The organism is Providencia sp. PROV109 (genome assembly GCF_033681625.1).
GTDB classification, from domain to species: domain Bacteria; phylum Pseudomonadota; class Gammaproteobacteria; order Enterobacterales; family Enterobacteriaceae; genus Providencia; species Providencia hangzhouensis.
Genome location: NZ_CP096320.1, coordinates 4,477,350 through 4,496,231 on the forward strand (window position 1 = coordinate 4,477,350; position 18,882 = coordinate 4,496,231).

General features: G+C 43.2%; 18 protein-coding genes. 10 read left to right on the forward strand and 8 right to left on the reverse strand.

All coding sequences use genetic code 11. The annotated features are described in order from the left end of the window. Positions 1-9 precede the first annotated feature (9 nt). The 7 genes from pstB to greB form a co-directional block, all read right to left on the reverse strand. Positions 10-786, reverse strand: coding sequence for a phosphate ABC transporter ATP-binding protein PstB (gene pstB / locus M1F25_RS20815; protein WP_004262838.1), 777 nt, complete (start codon positions 784-786; stop codon positions 10-12). A 38-nt stretch (positions 787-824) separates the two neighbouring features. Continuing rightward, positions 825-1,706 carry a phosphate ABC transporter permease PstA gene (gene pstA / locus M1F25_RS20820; RefSeq protein WP_036958603.1) on the reverse strand — a complete coding sequence of 294 codons (882 nt, stop codon included), beginning with the start codon at positions 1,704-1,706 and terminating at the stop codon, positions 825-827. Position 1,707: 1 nt separating this feature from the next. Then, on the reverse strand, positions 1,708-2,664 hold the full coding sequence (gene pstC / locus M1F25_RS20825) for a phosphate ABC transporter permease PstC (RefSeq protein ID WP_004262847.1): 957 nt from the start codon (positions 2,662-2,664) through the stop codon (positions 1,708-1,710). Between the two features lie 130 nt (positions 2,665-2,794). After that, positions 2,795-3,838, reverse strand: coding sequence for a phosphate ABC transporter substrate-binding protein PstS (gene pstS, locus M1F25_RS20830; protein ID WP_004262850.1), 1,044 nt, complete (start codon positions 3,836-3,838; stop codon positions 2,795-2,797). A 611-nt stretch (positions 3,839-4,449) separates the two neighbouring features. Continuing rightward, positions 4,450-5,781: a two-component system sensor histidine kinase EnvZ gene (gene envZ, locus M1F25_RS20835; protein ID WP_181488891.1), complete on the reverse strand. Its 1,332-nt coding sequence runs from the start codon at positions 5,779-5,781 to the stop codon at positions 4,450-4,452. Beyond that, positions 5,778-6,497 (reverse strand): two-component system response regulator OmpR, encoded by a 720-nt coding sequence (gene ompR, locus M1F25_RS20840; RefSeq protein ID WP_004266122.1) that lies wholly within the window; start codon positions 6,495-6,497, stop codon positions 5,778-5,780. The genes envZ and ompR overlap by 4 nt, the downstream gene beginning before the upstream one ends. 116 nt (positions 6,498-6,613) lie before the next feature. Beyond that, positions 6,614-7,099 (reverse strand): transcription elongation factor GreB, encoded by a 486-nt coding sequence (gene greB / locus M1F25_RS20845; RefSeq protein WP_004262861.1) that lies wholly within the window; start codon positions 7,097-7,099, stop codon positions 6,614-6,616. Positions 7,100-7,267: 168 nt separating this feature from the next. Between greB and M1F25_RS20850 the strand changes: the two genes are divergently transcribed. The 4 genes from M1F25_RS20850 (at position 7,268) to M1F25_RS20865 (ending at position 12,761) form a co-directional block, all read left to right on the forward strand. Then, positions 7,268-9,598 (forward strand): Tex family protein, encoded by a 2,331-nt coding sequence (locus M1F25_RS20850; RefSeq protein WP_181488893.1) that lies wholly within the window; start codon positions 7,268-7,270, stop codon positions 9,596-9,598. A gap of 339 nt (positions 9,599-9,937) precedes the next feature. Further along, positions 9,938-10,168 carry a ferrous iron transporter A gene (gene feoA / locus M1F25_RS20855; protein WP_004262866.1) on the forward strand — a complete coding sequence of 77 codons (231 nt, stop codon included), beginning with the start codon at positions 9,938-9,940 and terminating at the stop codon, positions 10,166-10,168. 29 nt (positions 10,169-10,197) lie between these two features. Next, positions 10,198-12,516, forward strand: a complete 2,319-nt coding sequence (feoB, locus tag M1F25_RS20860; protein WP_004262869.1) for a Fe(2+) transporter permease subunit FeoB — start codon at positions 10,198-10,200, stop codon at positions 12,514-12,516. A gap of 11 nt (positions 12,517-12,527) precedes the next feature. Then, positions 12,528-12,761 carry a FeoC-like transcriptional regulator gene (locus tag M1F25_RS20865; RefSeq protein ID WP_004262872.1) on the forward strand — a complete coding sequence of 78 codons (234 nt, stop codon included), beginning with the start codon at positions 12,528-12,530 and terminating at the stop codon, positions 12,759-12,761. A gap of 48 nt (positions 12,762-12,809) precedes the next feature. Here M1F25_RS20865 and bioH read toward each other — a convergent pair whose 3' ends face one another. Continuing rightward, on the reverse strand, positions 12,810-13,589 hold the full coding sequence (gene bioH / locus M1F25_RS20870; RefSeq protein WP_036958605.1) for a pimeloyl-ACP methyl ester esterase BioH: 780 nt from the start codon (positions 13,587-13,589) through the stop codon (positions 12,810-12,812). 53 nt (positions 13,590-13,642) lie between these two features. Here bioH and M1F25_RS20875 point away from each other — a divergent pair, with 53 nt between their 5' ends. From M1F25_RS20875 to glpD, 6 genes are all read left to right on the forward strand, one after another. After that, entirely contained in the window at positions 13,643-14,326 is a 684-nt protein-coding gene (locus tag M1F25_RS20875; RefSeq protein ID WP_036958606.1) for a hypothetical protein, read from the forward strand. A 63-nt stretch (positions 14,327-14,389) separates the two neighbouring features. Continuing rightward, complete coding sequence (gene nfuA, locus M1F25_RS20880) at positions 14,390-14,968, forward strand: Fe-S biogenesis protein NfuA (protein WP_004266130.1); 579 nt, start codon at positions 14,390-14,392, stop codon at positions 14,966-14,968. Positions 14,969-15,056: 88 nt separating this feature from the next. Beyond that, positions 15,057-15,380 carry a thiosulfate sulfurtransferase GlpE gene (gene glpE, locus M1F25_RS20885; protein ID WP_004262879.1) on the forward strand — a complete coding sequence of 108 codons (324 nt, stop codon included), beginning with the start codon at positions 15,057-15,059 and terminating at the stop codon, positions 15,378-15,380. A gap of 16 nt (positions 15,381-15,396) precedes the next feature. Then, positions 15,397-16,242 (forward strand): rhomboid family intramembrane serine protease GlpG, encoded by an 846-nt coding sequence (gene glpG / locus M1F25_RS20890; protein WP_181488895.1) that lies wholly within the window; start codon positions 15,397-15,399, stop codon positions 16,240-16,242. A gap of 28 nt (positions 16,243-16,270) precedes the next feature. Further along, positions 16,271-17,029, forward strand: coding sequence for a DeoR/GlpR family transcriptional regulator (locus M1F25_RS20895; protein WP_004262881.1), 759 nt, complete (start codon positions 16,271-16,273; stop codon positions 17,027-17,029). 293 nt (positions 17,030-17,322) lie between these two features. Next, entirely contained in the window at positions 17,323-18,828 is a 1,506-nt protein-coding gene (gene glpD, locus M1F25_RS20900) for a glycerol-3-phosphate dehydrogenase (RefSeq protein ID WP_004262885.1), read from the forward strand. Positions 18,829-18,882: the final 54 nt, after the last annotated feature.

Consider the following 18,882-nt stretch of genomic DNA (forward strand, 5'->3'; position numbering starts at 1 on the left):
GGCTCCATATCAACCGTAGCGGCCAGTAATATAATCTTCAGTTTGCTTCATTTCTGGGGTAGTAAACATTTTGTCAGTATGATTAAACTCAACTAACTCCCCTAAATACATGAAAGCCGTATAATCAGAACAGCGTGCTGCTTGTTGCATATTGTGGGTAACAATTACCACGGTGTATTCTGACTTTAATTCACTAATCAGTTCTTCAATTCGACCGGTTGAAATTGGGTCAAGAGCAGAACAGGGCTCATCCAACAATAAAACTTCTGGACGAATAGCAATACCACGAGCAATACAGAGACGCTGTTGCTGCCCACCCGATAAGCTATAACCACTTTGGTGTAACTTATCTTTGGTTTCATTCCATAATGCAGCCTTTGTTAACGCCCACTGCACACGTTCATCCATTTCCACGCGGGATAATTTTTCAAATAAACGCACACCAAATGCAATATTATCGTAGATTGACATCGGGAATGGTGTTGGTTTTTGGAAAACCATTCCGACTTTCGCACGCAATAACGCAATATCTTGTTTATCTGTCAGGATATTTTGACCATCCAGTAAAATTTCACCTTCTGCGCGCTGCTCGCCATACAATTCATACATTTTATTGAAGGTACGTAATAACGTCGATTTACCACAGCCTGATGGGCCGATAAACGCAGTCACTTTATTTTTTTCAATGTCTAAAGAGATATTTTTCAGTGCGTGAAACTTGCCATAATAGAAGTTGAGGTCACGTACTTTAATTTTACTATTTGCAATATCGTTTGCATTAATCATGGTTTGCTTTTCTCTCTAAATCTTTATTTATCTGGCGCTTAGTGTTTTTTCTGTGCGAACACAACACGTGCAATGATGTTAATGAGCAGGACACATAGGGTAATTAACAGAACCCCTGCCCATGCAAGCTCTTGCCATTCGGAGAATGGGCTCATTGCAAATTTGAAGATTGTCACCGGTAAGTTAGCAATTGGTTCGCTCATATCCGTACTCCAGAACTGATTTGACAGAGAAGTAAACAGGAGCGGTGCGGTTTCCCCAGCAATACGCGCAATTGCAAGCAAGATCCCAGTGATAATCCCTGACACAGATGCTTTTAGCGTAATAGATAAAATCATTTTCCATTTTGGTGTGCCAAGTGCATAAGCGGCTTCACGCAAGCTATCCGGAACTAATTTCAACATGTTTTCAGTGGTTCGGATAACAATTGGAATTTGCAGCAATGCAAGCGCCACAACCCCAGCCCAACCCGAGAAGTGCTGCATTTGAGCAACCACAATGGTGTACACAAACAACCCTACAACGATAGACGGAGCTGATAATAAAATGTCATTAATAAAGCGGGTGACTGAAGCTAGCCATGACTTACGGCCATATTCTGCTAAATAAATTCCCGCTAAAATCCCTAAAGGCGTACCAATAACTGTCGCCCATAAGATTAATAAACCACTACCTACGATGGCATTTGCCAGCCCGCCACCTTCAGTATTCGGTGGTGGAGTCATTTCAGTAAACAGATTGAGGGACATGCCATCAATCCCTTTAGTGACTGTAGAAAACAAAATCCATACTAACCAGAACAAGCCGAAAGCCATGGTTAACATTGAGACAAATAAAGCCATTCTGTTAACTTGACGACGCCACGCTTGACGGCGTGCTCGTTCTTTTTCATTCACTGCGATAGGTTGAGATATCGACATATTAACGGCCCTCATTCTTCGCAAGACGCATGACCATCAACTTGGAAATCGCTAACACAATAAAAGTGATAACAAACAGGATAAGTCCAAGTTCCATCAAGGCCGAGGTATGTAAACCGCTCTCTGCTTCCGCAAACTCATTTGCCAGTGCCGAGGTGATACTGTTACCTGGCATAAACAGTGATGCGCTATCAAGTTGGTAAGTATTACCAATCACGAACGTCACCGCCATGGTTTCACCCAGTGCACGGCCAAGGCCTAACATTACCCCACCGATTACCCCATTGCGGGTATACGGCAGTACGATATTCCAAATCACTTCCCATGTCGTACAGCCAATGCCGTAAGCTGACTCTTTCATCATCACAGGCGTTTGTTCAAATACATCGCGCATCACTGACGCAATGTAAGGAATAATCATAATCGCGAGGATTATCCCCGCTGCTAAAATACCGATCCCGAATGCAGGCCCTGAAAATAATTCACCGACAATCGGCACACTCGACATCACATTACCAACTGGCTCTTGGAAATATTCTGCAAACAGAGGAGCAAAGACAAATAACCCCCACATCCCATAAACGATACTTGGGATAGCAGCAAGAAGTTCAATCGCAATACCAAGAGGACGTTTTAACCAATTGGGTGCCAGTTCTGTTAGGAACAGTGCTATACCAAAACTAACGGGAACGGCGATAATCAGAGCAATTAACGATGTAACGATAGTGCCGTAAATAGGCACAAGAGCACCGAATTCTTCAGCCGGTGCATCCCATTCTTTGGTCCACAAAAACGAAAACCCAAACTTTTGCATACTTGGCCAAGATGCAAAAATAAGGGAAATAATAATGCCTCCGAGCATTAACAAAGTGATGAGCGCGGCAATCTTTACCAGTGCACTAAAAATCACATCACCTGATTTGCTGGGAGCTCTAAATGCCGTTGTTTTCTCGGCCATGCGCTTTGTTCTCATTTCATTCCTGCTCTTTTCTACAGGATTGCGTTACAACGATGAGCGGGTAAGCCCTGTTCCTCAGCACTTACCCGCCATTTCCAACCCTAAGTGCACTTAGAAAACCTAAGTTCACCTAGAATAATGCTTTACCTTGGCTATCTTTAACTTCTGTTTTCCATGCTGCACGTACTGCGGTCACGACTTCTTGAGGTAAAATTGCGTAATCTAATGCCTCAGCTTGTTTACCACCTTTATCATAAGCCCAGTTGAAGAAGTCAAGAACCGCTTTGCCTTTTTCCGCATTCGCTTGCTGCTTGTGAACTAAGATAAATGTGGTTGAAGTAATCGGCCATGCATTCGCGCCATCACGGTTTGTTAAATCTTGTGCAAAAGATTTAGACCAGTCAACTTTCTTCGCTGCGGCACTGAAACTTTCACCCGTTGGTGAAACTGCCTCGCCATCAGCAGAGATTAATTTAGTATACGCAAGGTTGTTCTGTTTTGCGTATGCATATTCAACATAACCGATAGAACCTGGTAGACGCTGTACGAAAGCTGCAACGCCATCATTACCTTTACCACCTACGCTATTTTTCGGCCAGTTAACGGTAGAACCCGCGCCAACGTCTGATTTCCAGCTTGCACTGACTTTAGCAAGGTAGCTGGTGAATACGAACGTGGTACCAGAACCGTCAGAACGTCTAACAACTGCGATAGCTTGGTCTGGCAAACTAACATTTGGGTTCAATTTAGCGATTGCTGGGTCATTCCATTTGGTAATTTTACCTAAATAGATGTCGCCTAATGTGTTGCCATCTAAAGTCAGTTGCCCTGACTCAATTCCTTTTACATTAACAGCCAGTACCACACCACCGATAACAGTTGGGAACTGGAACAAGCCATCTTCTTTTAATTTTTCATCAGTTAATGGGGCATCAGATGCACCGAAATCAACTGTTTTTGCATTGATTTGTTTGACACCACCAGAAGAACCAATCCCCTGATAGTTTACTTTATTACCTGTTTCTTTCTGATAAGAGTCTGCCCACTTCGCATAAACAGGAGCAGGAAAGGTCGCGCCAGCTCCGGTCAGGCTGGTAGCAGCAAAAGAAGACATTGCAGTCAGAGATAAAGTTGCTGCCATTACGCTTGCTAAGGTGGTACGCGTCATTTTCATAATCCCTCCGGGGATGTATAGAAACAATCAAGTATGAAATTGTTGGGTGTATGTCACGGTAGGAAAAATAGGACAATTTAGTTACGACAACATGTCGTTTTTATGACAGTTTTATGACAATTGCTGATTTTTTCACTGGAGAGAAAACAAAAACGAAGGAAATTTAAATTTTACGCCATAAAATTCAAATAGTTAGAAAATTTCAGTTTCAATACTGATACCAAAAAGAAAAATGACAGACTGTCATAAAAGCGAAAAATTTTTTTACCCTGCAACCATAAAATAATACTCAAAACAATTTGCGTTGCAGCTAGGCGGCAAGTGAGGATATCTCGGGGAGCATACACAAGTATGTGACCTGAGTAGCCGAACGCAGCCAACAACGCTGCGGCGCAAAGTGTGAAGAGTAAAAGGATAGCTCTAAATAGTTCATGTTGTAGGTAGGCGACAAACGAAGATATCCTCTTTTCCTACTTGATACAAATAATACTCAAAACAATTTGTATTGCAGCTAGGCGGCAAGCGAGGATATCTCGGGGAGCATACACAAGTATGTGACCCGAGTAGCCGAACGCAGCCAACAACGCTGCAGCGCAAAGTGTGAAGAGTATTTAGTCTTCTTTCTCTTTAAGAGGCAGCAAAGCCCTAATCGCAAACCCACCACGCTCACTCTTATGGATCTCAATGCTCCCTTCATGAGCATCGACAATTCGGCGAATAATCGCTAGCCCTAGCCCTGTGCCTTTGTTGCTACGAGCTTTTTCACCCTGTACAAATGGCTGGAACAGGCGATGAATGTCTTCTTCTTTGATACCTGCACCGTCATCTTCGACTTGGAACCAAACGGAGTCTTCCGTTTTTCCACTACTGACTTTGATCCAGCCATTACCATAGCGGTAAGCGTTAACTATCATATTAGTAATCGCGCGTTTAATTGCTAATGGGTTACCATTAACAATCATTGAGCCAGGCTCAAGTGCGGTTTCAATTTCACCGATGACATTACTTTCTGAGTTCACCGCTTCCATTAAAATAGCGTTAAGGTCACAGAATTCCATATCCATTTCTTGACCTGTTTTCAGATAAGACATGAATTGGCCGATGATCGCATCACACTCTTCTATATCTTTATTAATAGATTCAGCCAGATAGCTATCTTCTGGGCTCATCATTTCTGTCGCTAAACGAATACGGGTTAAGGGAGTTCTTAGGTCATGACTTACCCCTGCCATTAAGACAGTTCGGTCATTTTCTAAGGTTTTAATCCCTGCAGCCATGTGGTTAAAAGAACGAATAGCAGCTCTAACCTCAGTGGCGCCTTTTTCCTGCATTGGGGGTAAAATTACCCCTTTGCCGACTTCACCTGCGTGGTATTCCAATTCAAGCAACGGCTTGTTCTGGTCGCGTATATACAACCATACCCCTGCAAAAATGGTGAGAAAAATTGTTAATGTATAGCGAAAAACAAGGGAGAACTGGTTTTGGCCGATTTCAGTCAGTGGAACTCGCACCCAAATATCAGGTGCGAGATAAGACGTTAGCCATAGAATGGGGTATTCTCGGCCTAATTCAAGGTGAACACTCGCCTTACCACCAATATATTCCGACATATGTTCACTTAGAAAATCATACTCTTTTGCCCAATTCAGTCCTTCTTCCATCGCCGCTGAATGTGCATAAAAGGTAATTCCTAATTCATTGTAGATTTTCTTACGCAACGCGGGAGATACCCGCACTGAGGTTCCATCTTGTAGAACCATTTTCTCTGTCATTAATGTTCTTACTTCGTATGCCAGTACCTTGTTGAATTGCTGTAAGCTAGGCATTACAACAAAATTCAACACGACCATATAACTGGTCACGAGACTCGCAAACAGTAAGGCTACAAATAAAAATAACGAGCGAGAAAATGTACTACGTCTTGAGAACCTCAGTCGCTTCATGCTTTACTTCCATCAGGAACAAACACATAGCCCAAGCCCCAAACCGTCTGGATATAACGAGGGTGTGCTGGGTCTTCTTCAACCATGCGGCGTAAACGTGAAATTTGAACATCGATTGAACGTTCCATCGCACTGTATTCACGACCTCGCGCTAAGCTCATTAACTTGTCACGAGATAACGGTTCCCTTGGGTAAGAAACCAACACTTTTAACACCGCGAATTCACCGCTGGTTAATGGCATATTCTCATCACCTTGGAACATTTCTCGTGTCCCAAGATTTAATTTAAATTTACCAAAAGTAATTATCGCATCATCTTGAGATGGCGCACCCGGTAATTCATTAGCTTGGCGACGTAAAACCGCACGAATACGAGCTAGCAATTCCCGTGGATTAAAAGGTTTTGGAATATAGTCGTCCGCACCGATTTCTAAGCCAACGATGCGATCAACTTCTTCGCCTTTCGCTGTTACCATAATAATAGGAATTGGGTTATTTTGACTACGTAAGCGACGGCAAATTGATAAGCCATCTTCACCCGGTAGCATTAGATCTAAGACGATCAGATGAATAGATTCTCTTGTCAGGATTCTGTCCATCTGTTCTGCGTTCGCGGCACTCCTTACCTGAAAACCCTGCTCAGTGAGGTAACGTTCCAGCAGTGCACGTAAACGCATATCATCATCGACGACAAGAACCTTATAACTTTCCTGCATTTTGTAGCCCTCAAGATGTGCATCTTTCAAATTATTTTTTTAATGAATGTAAGTAAAACAATATTAATGCTCACTAATTTACCACTAACGTAGGATTTAATGAATCATTTTACACTTCAGGTGGTTAGTGGCTGGTAGCTTATTTCTAACACAAAATAAGTCACCTGCCCTCCTGGCGTATTTACTGTTATTTCATCATCAACCTGTTTACCTATCAAGGCTCGTGCTACGGGAGAATCAATTGAAATCCATTGTTTTGTAGGGTTGAATTCATCAGCACCGACGATACGGAATATTCTGATATTTTCATTTTCATCTTCTAGTTTAACCCATGCTCCAAAAAACACACGGCCTTCTTGGCGAGGATCAGGCTCGATAATCCTTAATTGATCCAATCTTTTGGATAAGAAACGGATGCGTCGATCAATTTCACGCAACCTTTTTTTGCCGTAAATATATTCTGCATTTTCTGAGCGATCCCCTTGAGCTGCGGCCTCTGAAACAGATTGAGTAACCCGAGGACGTTCTTCCTTCCACAGGTATTTCAGCTCTTTATCTAATGCATCCCAACCTTCACGTGTAATTAAAAGACTTTTAGTCATAACCTTTGAATATTAATCAGTGAAACCATAATTATAGTATTTTATAGAACATAATCTGAGACTTTCCTACCAATAGGCTCAAATTCAGTCTGGAAATTCTCGTTACCACCAAGTATAACAGTGCAGTAAATTTTTTAACTGTTCTTTCAGTAGGTATTTAAACTCGACATGAATGAAACTCTAAGCCAAATTATTGCAGCGGAACTGCAAGCCCAGCCGAAACAGGTTTTTTCTGCCATCACACTATTAGATGAAGGGAATACTGTCCCGTTTATTGCACGTTACCGTAAAGAGGTTACCGGTGGGTTGGACGATACTCAGCTTCGCCAGCTAGAAAGCCGTTTAGGGTACTTGCGCGAATTAAATGACCGTAAACAAACCATTCTCAAATCGATAGAAGAGCAAGGTAAATTGACTCCAGAGCTTGCCTCCGCTATCAACACTACGCTTAATAAAACCGAACTTGAAGACCTGTATCTTCCTTATAAACCGAAACGTCGCACCCGTGGGCAAATTGCTATCGAAGCAGGGCTTGAGCCTTTAGCGGACACCTTATGGAATGACCCTAGCCAATCACCTGACGAACTTGCAAAAACGTATATCGATGCAGATAAAGGTGTTGCTGATGTCAAAGCCGCCTTAGATGGTGCTCGTTATATCCTTATGGAGCGTTTCGCCGAAGATGCGGCACTTTTAGCGAAAGTTCGTGACTATATTTGGAAAAATGCCCACCTTGTTTCTGTTGTTGCAGAAGGTAAGCAAAAAGAAGGGGTAAAATTTAGTGACTATTTTGAGCATCACGAGCCTGTTGCTCAAGTCCCTTCTCACCGAGCGCTTGCGATGTTCCGTGGTCGTAACGAAGGAATTTTACAACTTTCATTAAACTGTGATCCGCAGTTCGATGAACCGCCAAAAGAAAGTTACTGCGAAGAAATTATCACCCGCCATTTAGATATTCGTTTAAATAATGCTCCGGCTGACCAATGGCGTAAAGCCGTGATCAGCTGGACATGGCGTGTCAAAGTATTACTGCACTTAGAAACAGAGGTCATGAGCTCACTGCGCGAAAAAGCTGAAGAGGAAGCTATTAACGTGTTTGCTCGTAACCTTAGTGACTTACTGATGGCGGCACCAGCGGGAATGCGTGCCACCATGGGCTTAGATCCAGGTTTACGTACTGGGGTGAAAGTCGCTGTCGTGGATGCGACAGGTAAATTAATTGCGACGGATACGATTTATCCGCATACCGGACAAGCCGCAAAAGCGGCAACCATCGTTGCGGCACTTTGCCAAAAACATAACGTCGAATTAGTAGCGATTGGTAACGGCACCGCTTCTCGTGAAACGGAACGTTTCTTTGCTGAAGTACAAAAACAATACCCTGAAGTCACTGCACAGAAAGTCATTGTCAGCGAAGCTGGCGCTTCTGTTTATTCCGCTTCTGAACTTGCGGCTTTGGAGTTTCCTAGCTTAGATGTGTCTTTACGTGGTGCCGTATCTATTGCTCGTCGCCTACAAGACCCGCTTGCTGAATTAGTGAAAATTGATCCTAAATCCATTGGGGTTGGCCAATATCAGCATGATGTTAGCCAAACTCAGTTAGCGCGTAAACTCGATGCGGTCGTCGAGGACTGTGTAAACTCCGTTGGTGTTGATTTGAATACCGCTTCTGTTGCCTTACTGACTCGCGTTGCCGGTTTAAGCAAAATGATTGCGCAAAACGTGGTGGACTGGCGCGACCAGAATGGCCAGTTTAGTGATAGAAAACAGTTACTCAAAGTTGCACGCCTTGGGCCAAAAGCCTTTGAACAATGTGCGGGCTTCTTACGTATCACCAATGGTGAAAACCCGTTAGATGCTTCTACTGTTCACCCTGAAGCTTACCCGATTGTTGAAAAAATTCTTGAGTCAGTCCGCCAGCCGCTCAAAGAAATTATGGGTAACTCACAGGTGCTTAATGCCTTGAGCCCACGTGACTTTACTACTGAGCAATTCGGGGTTCCAACTGTCACTGATATCATTAAAGAACTGGAAAAACCGGGTCGTGACCCACGTCCTGAGTTTAAAACTGCCACCTTCGCAGAAGGTGTAGAAACGATGAATGACCTGACTTCTGGCATGATATTAGAAGGCGCAGTCACTAATGTGACCAACTTCGGCGCTTTTGTGGATATTGGTGTTCACCAAGACGGTTTAGTTCATATTTCTTCACTTTCAAATAGTTATGTCGAAGACCCACACAAGGTGGTGAAAGCGGGCGACATTGTTAAAGTAAAAGTGTTAGATGTTGATATTGCACGCAAACGTATCGCTTTAACGATGCGTTTAGATGAGCAAGCGGGGGATTCTAATAGTTCTCCTCGCCGTGCCGCCCCTGAACAGGAAAAAAATACGCGTAGAACACCTCAATCAAGAGGAAGTTCACGCCAAAACAACGCATCTTCAGGTAATAGTGCCATGAGTGATGCCCTTGCTGCTGCATTTGGCAAGAAACGTTAACTCTGTTAATAGGCATCGCAATGTACCTGTTGTGGTGCCTATTTCAATAAATAATGCTGTAATTAATTACCCCAGCCAATATATTAGGCATAATTAAACCCTCTCCCCCGTTTACCCCACCATTATTTTTGCTAACGAAACACCGCAAACTCAATGCTTCGTTGATCCATATCAAGTCAAATTGACGAAAAAAGAGGCTAAATATAATAAAAGGTGGATGATTATGATTCTCATTGTTAATTAGATTTATTGTTGTTTGGTGGTCTCGTTACCTGAGCAATTGTAATCATTAACAATTGTCATCGATATCATTATGAATTAAATGATTAGGAAGACACTATGGCAATACTTCCTCAATGCAGCTACAAAATACTTGGTTTCTCCCCAGAAATCAGTCCTGCATACCGACAAAAACTGCTTTCACTCGGTTTACTTCCGGGTTCTGTCTTTAAAGTGGTGCGTTTAGCGCCTTTTGGCGATCCTGTACAAATAGAAACTCATCGTGTCAGCTTAGTGCTACGCAAAAAGGATCTCGCCCTACTCAACCTAGATGAAGCGACCACCGCTTAAGTATTTCTTTTTTATTATTGGCAAACACTATGAAACGTTTAACCATCGGCTTAATTGGTAACCCCAATGCAGGCAAAACGACCTTATTCAACCAGCTCACAGGGTCAAGACAGCGTGTCGGTAACTGGGCTGGGGTCACTGTTGAACGAAAAGTCGGTCGCTTCCATACAGATGACCATAAAATCGAGCTCGTTGACCTACCTGGCACCTATTCTCTGACCACGATTTCTGAACAAACCTCTCTCGACGAACAAATCGCCTGCTACTTTATTTTAAGTGGTGAGGCAGACATGCTCATTAATGTTGTCGATGCGTCTAATTTAGAACGTAACCTTTATCTGACATTACAATTAGTCGAGTTAGGCGTTCCATGTATTGTCGCCTTGAATATGTTGGATATCGCTCAAAGCCAACATATTGATATTAATATCGCTGAATTAGAAAAACAGCTCGGCTGCCCTGTGATCCCAATGGTTTCAACTCGAGCAACTGGTATCGATAAACTGAAAAAAGCCATTGATACACATCCACAAAATAGCCAGCAAGCCCTTGTGGAATATCCACCCCAATTATTACAGGCAGTGGATTCATTATCTGAACAAATTTCAGCACAACAATTTAGCCACCAGCAACGCCGCTGGTTAGCATTACAGATCCTCGAAGGGGATATTTATAGTCGCCAACGCGCTGAAGTATCTGAAGGGCAATTACTGGCGATACGCCAAACACTGAAAGAAAGCTTAAACGAAGAACCTGAATTACTCATTGCCGACGCACGTTATCAATCTATTGCCACAATTTGCAATGCTGCGATTAACAATAGTGCCGCTGAACCAAATCGACTAACACAATCACTGGATAAATTTATTCTGAGCCGTTGGCTCGGCGTACCAATTTTCTTGTTTGTGATGTATTTGATGTTCGTCTTAGCCATCAACATTGGCGGCGCCTTACAACCCTTCTTTGAAGGCGCATCAGAAGCGATATTTATCCATGGAATTCAATGGTTAGGAGATTATTTCAGCTTCCCTGATTGGCTAACTATTTTCCTTGCTCAAGGTGTTGGTGGCGGTATTAACACGGTTTTACCGTTAGTGCCACAAATCGGGATGATGTACCTGTTCCTTTCAATACTGGAAGACTCGGGCTATATGGCGCGAGCGGCTTTCGTAATGGACCGCCTCATGCAAGCACTAGGTTTACCGGGTAAATCCTTCGTACCTTTGATTGTCGGTTTTGGTTGTAACGTACCATCCATTATGGGTGCCCGCACGTTAGACGCACCCCGTGAAAGACTAATTACTGTATTAATGGCTCCGTTTATGTCTTGTGGGGCAAGACTGGCCATTTTCGCCGTTTTTGCTGCCGCTTTCTTTGGCAAAAATGGGGCAAGTGTGGTCTTTTCTCTCTATATTTTAGGGATTGTTGTCGCTATCTTAACTGGGTTACTACTAAAACATACCCTCATGCGTGGCGAAGCCTCTCCATTTATCATGGAACTTCCGGTTTACCATGTGCCACACATCAAAACACTACTGATTCAAACATGGCAACGCCTCAAAGGCTTCGTGGTACGTGCAGGTAAAGTCATTATCGTTGCCAGTATCTTTATTGGTGCATTAAATAGCTTTTCTTTCTCTGGTAAGCCTGTTGATAATATTAATGACTCCGCACTGGCTTCTGTCAGTAAAGTCATAACCCCTGCTTTACAACCTATTGGCGTGCATGCTGATAACTGGCAAGCGACCGTTGGGTTGATTACCGGGGCAATGGCCAAAGAGGTGGTAGTGGGAACACTAAACACCCTGTATACCGCTGAAGCCATTACATCTGAGCCGTTTGATGCAGAATCTTTCAATTTATGGGAAGAACTGGGAGATGCGGTTTCTGAAACTTGGGATAGCTTAAAAGAAACCTTTACCTTAAGCGCGCTATCAAACCCTATCGAAGCTAGTAAAGGCGATGGAGAGATGGAATCCGGCTCAATGGGAACCATGGCAGCAAAATTTGGTTCAGGAATTGCAGCTTACAGCTACCTCATCTTCGTCTTGCTGTATGTGCCTTGCGTCTCGGTGATGGGGGCTATCGCACGTGAAACCAATAAAAGCTGGATGAGTTTCTCCATTCTGTGGGGTTTAAATGTGGCTTATAGTCTTGCAGCTCTATTTTACCAAACAGCGACTTTCAGCGAACACCCACAAAGTAGCTTGATTACCATTACTGCGGTTATCCTGTTCAACCTTGCCTTGTTTATATTCTTACGTCGCATGCGTAGCCGCGTAACCTTGAATATCAAGAGCAAAACCGCAGAGCAATGCTCTGGCTGTTCAAGAGATGCTTGCCACTAAGGAATGAAACGATGACCAGCTTGCTACAAATAAGAGATTTAATCGCCTTATATGGGCAAGCTGACATCGCACTACTTAGTGAGCAGCTAAATACGCCAATCCCATTAATTAAAGCAATGGTTGAGAAGCTAGTCAGTTTAGAAAAAATTGAACAAGTCGATATCAGTGCTTGTTTAACAGGCAGTAGCTGTAAAGGTTGCCCTGAAAGCACTGATTGCGCTCATTTTGTGTATAAAATCAAATAATAGAGACACCACAAAAAATCAGCCCCAAATTAGGCTGATTTTTTTTATTTATTCCTCGGTACGACTTTGAAAATCCAACAAGTATTCGCAAAACTCATCAGGATGAGAAATAAATGGCGCGTGAGCGCTATTGCGCATAATCACGGATGGCGAATTCGGATACAGCTCATCTAAAATAGGCACTATTTTGCGCGGTACCAAGCCATCGAGATAACCATAAATGCGCAAGAAAGGAATAGGTAACTGTTTTAATTCATCCCGCAAATCTTCGGTACGTAATGATTCAAGCCCTGCATTTAGTGTTTCAACAGTTGGAATAGGCTGCTCAAGTACCACAGATTTCAAAGTTTTTGCATCATTTCTTGCACTTTCAGTGCCTAAAGTTTGCAATGCTAAAAAACGCTCGACGGTGCGATGAAAATCAGCCGAAAGTTGCTGCTCGAAACCTAATAAAACCTCTGGCCGGATCCCTGCCCAACCGTTTTCTTCTGCTTTAAAGCATGGGGAAGAAGCAACGGTAATTAACCCTTTGACTTCATAAGGATGGTCAAGCGCAATACGGCTTGCAACTAGCCCACCAAGTGACCAACCGAGCCAAATCGCGTTTTTAGGAGCTTGTTCCCACAAAATATTCGCCATCGATTGAATATTCATGGGGGAGAACCCTTGGCTACGTCCGTACCCCGGCAAGTCAACCAAATGAACCCGAAAGTGCGAAGCGATTCGCGGAATAATTGTTTGCCAGACTTGTGCATTCAATCCCCATCCGTGCAGCAACACAAGATCTTGTTTACCTTCACCAACGGTCTGCCAATATAACTTTGCCATCGTTACACTCTCTTCATTCATTTATTCGTCAACTCGTTTAACAGGACTCTACTATGCTAACAATGGAGGGGGGCTGCTGGCTATGCCATCAATCACTAAAATTACCTCATCAAGGTGTTTGTAGTTTTTGTCTTGAAGGATTACCTAAAATGCCAACCTGCTGTTTGCGCTGTGCTTTACCCTGTGAACAGCCTACCATGGAGTGTGGACGCTGCCTAAAAAACCCTCCTGCATGGCAGAGAATTATCACTGTAACCCCATACCAAGCCGCTTTACGCATGTTAATCCATCGGTTTAAATTTCAAAAACAACCTCAGCTTGCTTTTACTCTAGCTCGTATCTTTGCGTTATTTTGGCTCACGGGTTACCGCCAACAAAAATGGCACAAACCGGACTTAATTGTCACAATTCCATTGCATCGCCGCCGTCTGTGGTGGAGAGGATTTGACCACATGGCATTAATAGGCGAAAATTTATCCAGATGGTTAAATATCCCCTATTCGCAAAATTCATTATCGCGTAGTCGTGCTACACTGGCACAGACAACACTAAAACGTGAGTATCGCCAAAACAACCTAAAGGGAGCATTTACCTTAAACGACTCGGTTTCAAACCTACATGTTGCTGTTATTGATGATGTTATTACAACAGGTTCCACGATGAATGCCGCAGCACAATTGTTGATTTGTGCGGGAGCACGTACTGTTGATGCATGGTCACTGTGTCGCACCTTGTAGGAAAGGGGTAAATGGGCGTATTATAACCAACTAAAGCAGTCAACTATTATTGAGCAAATGATTATGATTAATATTACTGAAGCAGCACAGGCTCATTTTGCCAAGTTGTTGGAAAATCAAGAGCCAGGAACTCAAATCCGTGTTTTTGTTATCAACCCAGGCACACCAACCGCAGAATGCGGTGTGTCATACTGCCCTCCGGGTGCCGTTGAAGCAACAGATAAAGAACTAAAGTTCGAGAAATTATCTGCTTATGTTGATGAAATTAGCGCTCCATTCTTGGATGATGCCGAGATTGACTTCGTTACCGACCAACTAGGCTCACAACTGACGTTAAAAGCGCCGAACGCCAAAATGCGTAAAGTCTCTGATGACGCACCATTAATTGAGCGTGTTGAGTATGTTTTACAGTCACAAATTAACCCACAACTTGCCAGCCACGGTGGCCGTGTTTCCCTGATGGAAATCACCGATGAAGGCTTTGCAATTCTGCAATTTGGTGGCGGCTGTAACGGTTGTTCAATGGTCGATGTCACGCTTAAAGAAGGTATCGAAAAAGAACTTCTCAAAATGTTTGAAGGTGAGCTAAAAGGCGTTAAAGACCTGACTGAACACCAACGTGGCGAGCACTCTTTCTACTAATCAATACCACGAATATTTGGCACTCTGTTTTTACGAGTGCCTATTATTTAACCTTTAATGGGTTGTTACCTACTGTATTCGGTATTTTATGGACCATTTTGAAACACTAACACCAGAACAAGCCTATCAACATTGGTTAGACGGCACGGCCATACTGGTAGATGTACGAGACCCACAAAGTTTCCGTGCAGGCCATGCTAGTGGAGCCTATCACCTCACCAATGAGTCACTGAGCCAATTTTTAGAACAAACGGATTACGAACAACCTGTTATGGTGATGTGCTACCATGGGCACAGTAGCCAAGGTGCTGCACAATATCTGATCAACATTGGCTTTGAATCTGTATATAGCATCAATGGTGGATTTGAAGCATGGTTAAGGGAATATCCACAAGCCGTTACGGCTCTCTAGATGAGAAAACGCATTCATGATCCACATCACCTCCTTTGCTAATCCCAGAATGGCGCAAGCCTTTGTTGACTATATGACTAGCAAAAATATTCACTTAAAAATAAAGCCATCACAGGAAAAAGCTGTCTTTGAGCTTTGGCTAGAAGATGAGCAACTTCAACCTCAAGTCCAAAAAGAATTAGATATTTTTCTACAAGACCCAAATCACCCTCGCTACCTAGAAGCCAGTTGGCACACGGGAAGCGCAGATACCCAGTTTCAATATCGCAATTACCTAACTTGGGGTTACCTTAAAGAACAATCTGGCCCTTTAACTATCGCTGTTATTTTGTTGTCGATTGTTGTATATCTTTGGGTAGAAATGACTGATGCACGAGAAGTTCTACGTTATTTGGCATGGCCTATTGGCGACCAACAAACGGAACTTTGGCGTTGGTTTAGTCCTGCATTGGTGCACTTTTCGCTATCACATATTGGTTTCAACCTTGCGCTCTGGTGGTTTTTGGCTGGGCAAGTAGAACGAAAGCTCGGAACGGGTAAATTATTCACTATCTTACTGGTCTCAGCGCTGTTTAGTAACTGGGGGCAGTCGCTGTTTAGTGAAAACAACTTTGGCGGCTTATCTGGTGTCGTCTATGCCCTTGTCAGCTATGTGTGGTTAACGGGTGAACGTCGTCCCGAAAGTGGCATCAGTGTTCCTCGAGGGTTAATGATATTCTCGATTATCTGGCTTTTTTTCGGTTACTTCGATGTTTTAGGTATGCATATTGCCAATGCCGCACATACTTCAGGGTTAATTATCGGCTTATTGATGGGAGTATGGGATAATAGGCACAGTTTTAAACACCAGAGCTCCAGATAAAACATTTTAATAATTAGAGGCTAACGCTGTGAAACAAACCCAGAGACATGATGCAATAGTTGAGCTTGTGCGTCTTCAGGGATATGTCAGTACTGAAGAACTCGTCGAACACTTTGAGGTTAGTCCTCAAACGATCCGTCGAGACCTCAATGACCTCGCTGAACAGAATAAAATTCAGCGGCACCACGGTGGCGCAGCACTGCCTTCAAGTTCTGTGAATGCAGCTTATAATGACCGTAAAATCATGTGGTCAGATGAAAAAGCGCGTATCGCGCAGCATGTTGCAAGCCAGATCCCTGATGGTGCGACACTATTTATTGATATTGGTACAACCCCTGAAGCGGTTGCTCATGCGCTGGTTAACCATAAAAACCTACGTGTGGTGACCAATAATCTTAACGTCGCCACCTTGCTGATGCCAAAAGAAGACTTCCGCCTAATTTTAGCGGGAGGTGAAGTACGATCACGAGATGGCGGTATTGTCGGTGAAGCGACCCTCGATTTTATTTCCCAATTTAGGTTAGATTACGGCATTTTGGGCATCAGTGGTATTGATATGGATGGCTCATTACTTGAGTTCGATTACCACGAAGTTCGTACCAAACGCGCGATTATTGAAAATTCACGTTGTGTCATGCTTGTCACCGACCATTCTAAATTTGGTCGTAACGCGATGGTTAATTTGGGTAATATGAACCTAATTGACTATTTATTTACTGATAAACAGCCACCAGACAGCATTCTCAAAGTGATTGAGCAACATAATGTTCAATTAGAGCTTTGTTAATCAAATAGTTACCTTCATGATGGTAGTCCCAGCTACCATCATGTTCATTAGTCCCCTTCCCCACCATAGTCCCCCACCTTACAGGTGTTTTTTTCTTTTTCGCGCGAAACCCTCTTTTCCCTCTTGTAAATAACAATACTTTATATGTGGGTATTGAAAAAAAATTGTTACCAATATCACGCAGTTGTTATTTTTTTCATTAATAATAGTTGGCATCACTATCTATTTTGACTACAATCAAATGAGCGAAAACGAACATTATTGAAAGTGTTTCGAACATCTCAGGGGGATGCATGGAAACTAAAGACTTGATTGTCATCGGCGGCGGGATCAACGGCGCTGGAATTGCAGCAGATGCTGCAGGTCGTGGATTATCGGTATTACTGCTCGAAGCTCAAGACTTGGCAAGTGCGACTTCATCTGCGAGTTCTAAACTCATTCATGGTGGTTTACGTTATTTAGAGCATTATGAATTTAGATTAGTCAGCGAAGCTTTGGCAGAACGTGAAGTGCTATTACGATTAGCACCGCATATTGCCTTCCCAATGCGCTTCCGCTTACCTCATCAGCCTCATTTACGTCCAGCTTGGATGATCCGTATTGGCCTATTCTTATATGACCATTTAGGCAAACGTGTCAGCTTACCAAGTAGTAAGGGGCTGAAATTCAACCAAAACTCTGTACTAAAACCTGAACTAACAAAAGGTTTTGAATATTCCGATTGTTGGGTTGATGATGCGCGTTTAGTTGTGTTAAACGCTCAAGAAGTGGTACGCAAGAGTGGTGAGGTTCGTACTCGCACAAAAGTGACTCGCGCTTACCGTGAAAACGGCTTATGGGTTGTTGAGGCTCAGGACTTACGTACAGGCGAAACCCATACATGGAAAGCAAAAGGGCTGGTTAACGCCACAGGGCCTTGGGTAAAAGAATTCTTTGATGATGGGCTGAAATTAAAATCACCTTATGGTATTCGCCTAATCAAAGGGAGCCATATTGTCGTTCCGCGTGCTCATGATGAACCACAAGCGTACATCTTACAAAATGAAGATAACCGTATTGTATTTGTTATCCCGTGGATGGATGAATTTTCTATCATCGGCACCACTGACGTAGAATACAAAGGCGACCCGAAAGACGTCAAAATTGATGAAAACGAAGTTAACTATTTACTGAAAGTGTATAACGATCACTTCAAAAAACAGTTAACCGTGAGTGATATTGTTTGGGACTATTCAGGTGTTCGCCCACTGTGCGACGATGAATCAGACTCACCACAAGCCATTACTCGTGATTACACATTGGATATTCACGATGAACAAGGCCAAGCGCCATTGTTATCTGTATTTGGCGGTAAATTAACCACTTACCGTAAATTAGCGGAAGCTGCTGTGAATAAGTTAGCGACTTACTATCCAAATGCAGGTAGCCCATGGACTAAAAATGGTCAGTTACCAGGTGGTGATATCGAAGGTTGTGACCGTGATGGTTATGCACGTGTATTACGTCAACATTATCAATGGCTTCCTGAAGGCTTAGCGCTACGTTTTGCCAGAACCTACGGTAGCAACAGTAAGTTAATCCTTGAAGGCGCGAATTCACTCAGCGACCTCGGTGAAGCCTTCTCTGCGAATGTCTATGAAGCGGAATTACGTTACTTAGTCAAGCATGAGTGGGTAACAGAATTGGATGATGCCATTTGGCGTCGTACTAAATTGGGTATGTGGCTGAATGAAGAAGAAAAACAGCACATTGCTCATTGGTTAGCAAAAAATGGGTTGTCAGAGCACACCTCTGCATAATCGTAAAAATCTCGTTGTTATAAAATCTCGTTGTTAATGGAAAAGGCCAGTTGC